Origin of the sequence: Moraxella sp. (assembly GCF_024227015.1) — a bacterium.
Lineage (GTDB): Bacteria > Pseudomonadota > Gammaproteobacteria > Pseudomonadales > Moraxellaceae > Moraxella.
Map to the genome: position 1 here is coordinate 1 of NZ_JAAELD010000155.1, position 5,927 is coordinate 5,927.

The 5,927-nt window shown below is 47.0% G+C and carries 6 protein-coding genes and 1 pseudogene; 2 read left to right on the forward strand and 5 right to left on the reverse strand.

Annotated features, from left to right (window positions below; all coding sequences use genetic code 11):
* Nucleotides 1-1,482: pseudogene (locus GY683_RS03590) on the forward strand (type I restriction endonuclease subunit R); the annotation flags it as partial.
* Between the two features lie 16 nt (nt 1,483-1,498).
* Entirely contained in the window at nt 1,499-2,392 is an 894-nt protein-coding gene (locus tag GY683_RS03595) for a LysR family transcriptional regulator (protein WP_297287447.1), read from the forward strand.
* A 54-nt stretch (nt 2,393-2,446) separates the two neighbouring features.
* Here GY683_RS03595 and GY683_RS03600 read toward each other — a convergent pair whose 3' ends face one another.
* From GY683_RS03600 to GY683_RS03620, 5 genes are all read right to left on the reverse strand, one after another.
* Nucleotides 2,447-2,635 carry a DUF2892 domain-containing protein gene (locus GY683_RS03600; RefSeq protein ID WP_297287448.1) on the reverse strand — a complete coding sequence of 63 codons (189 nt, stop codon included), beginning with the start codon at nt 2,633-2,635 and terminating at the stop codon, nt 2,447-2,449.
* A gap of 40 nt (nt 2,636-2,675) precedes the next feature.
* The gene (locus tag GY683_RS03605) at nt 2,676-3,236 is read right to left on the reverse strand and encodes a rhodanese family protein (protein ID WP_297287449.1); all 561 of its coding nucleotides are present in this window, start codon (nt 3,234-3,236) and stop codon (nt 2,676-2,678) included.
* A 12-nt stretch (nt 3,237-3,248) separates the two neighbouring features.
* The gene (locus tag GY683_RS03610) at nt 3,249-3,557 is read right to left on the reverse strand and encodes a helix-turn-helix transcriptional regulator (protein WP_297287450.1); all 309 of its coding nucleotides are present in this window, start codon (nt 3,555-3,557) and stop codon (nt 3,249-3,251) included.
* Nucleotides 3,558-3,758: 201 nt separating this feature from the next.
* Entirely contained in the window at nt 3,759-4,463 is a 705-nt protein-coding gene (locus tag GY683_RS03615) for an SDR family NAD(P)-dependent oxidoreductase (RefSeq protein ID WP_297287451.1), read from the reverse strand.
* A gap of 34 nt (nt 4,464-4,497) precedes the next feature.
* Nucleotides 4,498-5,856 (reverse strand): NtaA/DmoA family FMN-dependent monooxygenase, encoded by a 1,359-nt coding sequence (locus GY683_RS03620; protein WP_297287452.1) that lies wholly within the window; start codon nt 5,854-5,856, stop codon nt 4,498-4,500.
* Nucleotides 5,857-5,927: the final 71 nt, after the last annotated feature.

Sequence of the window (5,927 nt, forward strand, 5' to 3'; positions counted from 1 at the left end):
AGTAGTGTTGATGCAGCGAAAGCGTACTATGAAACCTTCAAAACATTGCAGGCCGAGGCTGAGAATAGACCCACAAGTAAGCCTCTGCGCATTGCGACTATCTTCTCATTTGCTGCCAATGAAGAGCAGGACGCCATTGGTGATATTTTAGATGAGAGCTTTGAAGTCAGTGCCATGAACAGCAGTGCGAAAGAGTTTTTGAGCGCCGCAATCACTGACTACAACGCCATGTTTAAATCTAACTATGGCGTGGACAGTAATGGTTTTCAGAACTACTACCGTGACCTTGCCCAGCGCGTGAAGAATCAAGAAATAGATCTGCTCATAGTGGTCGGTATGTTTTTAACGGGCTTTGATGCGCCTACGCTTAACACCTTGTTTGTTGATAAGAATTTGCGCTATCACGGCTTGATGCAGGCATTTTCTCGCACTAACCGCATTTATGATGCGACGAAGACCTTTGGCAATATTGTTACCTTCCGTGATTTGGAGCAGGCAACCATTGATGCCATTACTTTGTTTGGTGACAAAAACACAAAAAACGTGGTGTTGGAGAAGAGCTACAAAGAATACATGGAAGGTTTTAACGATATTGCGACTGGGCAGGCGCGTCGAGGTTTTGTTGATATCGTAAAAGAGCTGCAAGAACGCTTTCCAAACCCAGAAAATATTGAAAAAGAACAAGATAAAAAGGAATTTGCCAAGCTATTTGGTGAATACCTCAAAGCAGAAAATATTTTACAAAACTACGATGAGTTTGCTGGATTAAAAGCACTGCAAAGCCTAGATACCAGTGATGAACAAGCTGTTGAAGAGTTCAAGTCAAAGTACTATCTGGACGATGCTGACATCGAGGCAATGCAAACCATCGATATGCCAAGCGAGCGCGCTATTCAAGATTATCGCTCTACCTACAACGATACCCGCGATTGGCTACGCCAACAAAAAGAATCAGAGAAACAAAACCAAAGCCAAATCGATTGGGATGATGTGGTTTTTGAAGTGGATTTGTTAAAGTCACAAGAAATCAACTTGGACTATATCTTAGAGCTCATCTTTGAACACAATCAAAAAATCAAAGACAAAAGCGCCTTAGTGGAAGAAATCCGCCGCACCATCCGCGCCAGCATCGGCAACCGCGCCAAAGAAACTTTGGTGGTGGACTTCATCAACGAAACTAATTTGGATGCCATTGAAGACAAGCCGTCTATTCTAGATGAATTCTATCAATTCGCCCAAGAAAAACAGCAACAGGAAGCAGAAGCGCTGATTGAAGAGAATGGCTTGAATACCGAGGCAGCTAAACGCTACCTGATGATCTCGCTCAAGCGCGAATATGCCAGCGAGAATGGCACGGATTTAAATAGTGTCTTACCCAAAATGAGCCCACTTAACCCCAATTATTTGACCGCCAAACAAAGTATTTTCCAAAAAATTGCTGATTTTGTGGAGAAATTCAAGGGCATCGGTGGAAAATTGTAATTAAGTAAATATAAAAATGACCAACATCAGAACCCTAGATCTAAACCTACTCAAGGCCTTCGTCGTACTGCTGGACGAATGCAACGTCAGCCGCGCCGCTCATCGCCTGTCTGTCACTCAGCCTGCGATGAGCGGGATTTTGAATCGCCTGCGGGACAGTTTTGACGATCCTTTATTTGTGCGGGTACAGCATGGTATGCAGCCCACCGATCGGGCGCTGGCGCTTGGGCAGATCGCGCGCAAAGTATTGCAAGATGTCGGTTCGATGCTGTCGCCGCCAAAGCTAGAGCCTGAGAAGCTGAACATGACCCTGCGCATCGCGGCGATGGATTATGTGCAGCAGATCATCGCCCTGCCTTTGATTCTAAGGCTAAGACGACTTGCCCCGAATTTGAAGGTTGCCTTATTGCCCGTACAGGGACAGAACATCAAAAGTCTGTTCGAGAAGAACAAAATCGATCTGGCCTTGGTGAGTCAAAACCACCTAAGTAGCGACATGTTCCAGTCTGTGCTATACGAAGAAACCTACGTGTGCGCGATGAGTAAATCCCACCCCATGGCGAATACTACGTTGACGCTTGATGAGTTCTGCGAACTGCCCTTCGCGATGCTGTCGTACAACGGGGGCGAATTTAGCGGCGCGACCGACATCGCCTTACAGCGACTGGGGCGGACGCGCAATGTCATGGTGTCGGTCAATCACATTTCGCTATTGCCGCAGCTACTACAAGAATCCGATCTGGTGGCGGTACTGCCCAAGCACCTAGCCCAGACCCTGCCGAACGTTCATCTACAAAACCCGCCAATCCCTGTTGATGGCTTCACCATGATGATGACATGGCACGAACGCACCGAACACGACATGGCACATCGCTGGCTTCGGGATGTCGTGCTGGATGTACTGAGCTGACCCCCCAAAAAACCAAACACCGCCCATTTGGACGGTGCTTTGGTGCTTTATCGCTCAACCTTTCTTTTTGGTAGAAAAATTAAACATCCGATAAATGGGGCAAAAGTTCATAAATGCGGTCAAAACAAACACCGCCCCGACATAGCCCCACGCCCCAATCACGCCCATGACTGCAAGAGCAACAAGCAACGCCCCAACCACCAAGCGTAACATACGGTCAATGCTGTGTAGATTACTTTTCATGATTTTCTCCTAAATAATTTTCGACAAAACAATTGATAAATCAAGACGACACACGGTTATAAGGCAACAGGGCAAGCAGTTTTGCCATACCACAAAAGCCCGTAACCCCTGCAAACAGTAGCCCCGCCCCGACAAATCCACTCACGCCATAAAAGACAGGCGACACAAGCGAGCCTAGCAACACACCAAGCAGTATCAGCACCCCTGCCACGATTTGCACTTGTCGCATGAGACTAATCGGCTGTGTGCGGTCAATGACGGTTGGCAGTCCTGCCTTTTGCCATGCCTGCAAACCGCCGTCCATGATATAAGCGGTGCAATTTGACGTACAAGCGGTGATTTTATCGGCATTTTGGGCGGTTCTCATACCTGATAAACAATGAAAAATCACGACATTTTCGCTATTTTCGCCTTGTGAATTGGCATTTTTGGCGACTTGGTTGGCGATATTGTCTTTATCAAGGCTGTCAATCGGCACGCACACCGCCCCACCAATGTGCATTCGGGCAAATTCATCAGGCGAGCGAATGTCAATGAGTGTCGCTCCGCCCGCAAGTTTTTGGGCGACTTCGTTTGGGCTGATTGTTTGGGGCTTGGGCATGGTTTTTGCTCCTTAGGGACAAAAAATTTCCTTTAAAACCATGATGATACGAGCCACCCTGTCATCACAAATACGATAATACAAGGTCTGCGACTGCCTGCCATAGCTCACCAGCCCCTCATCTCGCATTTTTGCCAAATGCTGAGACAATGCCGACTGGCTAAGCGTGGTCATCGCATTGATTTGCCCGACACTCATCTCACCATGCTCTATCAGCAGGCATAGGATTTGTAGGCGGTTTTCGTTTGCCAAAATGCGTAAAAAATCGCTCGCTTGTTTGGCTTGCTCGGGGAATATTGCATTGGATACCGTATCATTCATAGTTTAGATTTCTCTAATTTAGTTAATTCTAATATAAAACTTTTACAAGGTCAAGCATGTATTTTAAAATAAGCTGTTATTTTTGCCAATAAAAAACACCGCCCATTTGAGCGATGTTTTCTTTACGCTAATTTTTACAGAGGCTTATGAATCTTAAAACCACCGTCCACCAAAATCTCGGCCCCTGTGATGAATTTGACTTCATCGCTTGCCAAAAAATAGCGTGGTATGTGCCACATCAAGCGGGTCACCCATGCGTCCAAGCGGGTTGAAGCTGGCGATTTCTGCCAATTTTTCATCGCTGGAATATTGCTTTGCCATAGGGGTCAAGATTGGACCAGGCGATACGGAATTGACACGGACATTGTATTTGCCCAGACGTGAAGCCATGGCACGGGTCAAGGCATCAACCGCCCCTTTGGACGCTGAATACGAAATGCGCGCAATGCCTTCGCCTGCCACGTGTACGCCTAGGGTATTGATATTGACAATCGAGCTGATGTCGTTTTTCTTCATATAAGGCACAACGGCACAAATCCCCAAAAACGCCCCTTCGGCATTGACTTTCATTACTTTTTGCCATTCTTCCAAAGACGCATCTTCATATTTCCAATCTTTACCACCAATGACAGCGTTATTGACCAAAATATCGATTTTGCCGAATTTAGCCACGACTTCTTGGGTAACTTTTGCCCAAGACTGCTCGTCTGCGATGTCGTGAACAATGCCCAACGCCACATCGCCATACTCGCCTTGAATATCGGCAACCAAATCCTTAATCGCCTGCTCTTGCACGTCGGTGATAATTACAGTCGCCCCTTCACGGGCAAACACCCGAGCGGTCGTCTCGCCCATGCCACTGGCGGCACCTGTGATAATGGCGACTTTATTGACTAATCGTTTCATGTTCAATCTCCTTAACTGACTGATTGTTGATAAATTATTTTCTCAAACCATACTGATACGGCACACCCAAATGCTCTCGCAAAGTTGAACCTTCATAATCAGCATGATAAATCCCACGCTCTTGCAAAATCGGCACGACTTTTTCTACAAAGTCTTGCACGCCTTTTTGACTGTCTGGGGCAAGCGAAAAGCCGTCTGTCGCCCCAGCTTTAAACCATTCTTCCATAAAATCCGCCACGTCAAAAGCCGTCCCTACCACCACAGGATGATAGTTAATCACGCCATTGGCAAGGGCTTCTTTGGGCGACATACCTTGCTTGATGAGTTCCACCACTCGTGGCGAACGTGGGTCATGTGGGTGCGGTGTGGCTTGGTTTTGTAAGGATTTTGGCAAAGGCTCATTTAAATCAAGCCCATGTAAATTCACGCCAATCATCGCCGACAAATAGCGGATTTGCCCATAAAATTCCTCATCACTCATAAAATCAATGAGCTTCATTCTGCGAGCCAAGGCTTCTTCGTAAGTGTCGCCAATCGTGAACATAAACCCGCTAAACATGTTAATGTCGTCAGCATTTCTGCCGTGCTGTATGGCACTCTGCTTGATGACATTGCGGTAGGCTTGTGCTTCGTCAATCGTGAACGGATTGGCATACACACCACTGGCAAAACGCCCTGCCAGCTCTATCCCCTCTGGGCTTGGACCTGCCTGAAAAATGGGCGGTTGCCCTTGTGGTGTGGCAGGAATGGGCAATGCCCCTTTGACTTGGTAATGTTTGCCCTTGTAATTAGCAGGCTTGATTTGGCTCATGTCGGCAAACACGCCTGTGGCTTTGTCAGTGATGTAGGCATTTTCGCCAAAACCGCCCCACAAGGTTTGCACCGCCTCCACCATTTCGTGTGCCATTTCGTAGCGTGTGGTGGTGTCGGGCAAAGGTTTGTCGCCAAAATTATAAGCGGTAAAAGGCGTGCCTGTGGTAACGGTATTCCAGCCCAAACGCCCTTTGGATAAGGTGTCCAGCGTTTTAAGCTGACGAGCCAAATTATAAGGCAGGTTGTAAGTGGTTGAAAAAGTTGCCACCATTCCGATTTTTTGCGTGGCGTAGGCAACGGCAGAGAGCATAACCATGGGTTCAAGCGGAAAAGCAGGCGAGCGAGTGGCAATATCCGTGCCACCGCCAGCCCCACCAAAGGACGGCGTGTCAGCGATAAATAGGGTGTGGATTTTGCCTTGTTCAGCCGTTTTTGCCATTTCCACATAAAAATCAATGTCGGTATAGGCTCGTTCGTTACTGTCAGCAAGTCGCCACGATTGGAACTCTCCGCCATAGCCTGAAACCAGTTGCAGGGCGAGTTTGATTTGTTTTTGTGAATTATCAAGATAATCAGCCATGTTGTTTCTCTGTTTAAAAAGTATGTGTTTATTATAGGGTTTTGTTTTTAGAAACAGAATGGCGATTTTTG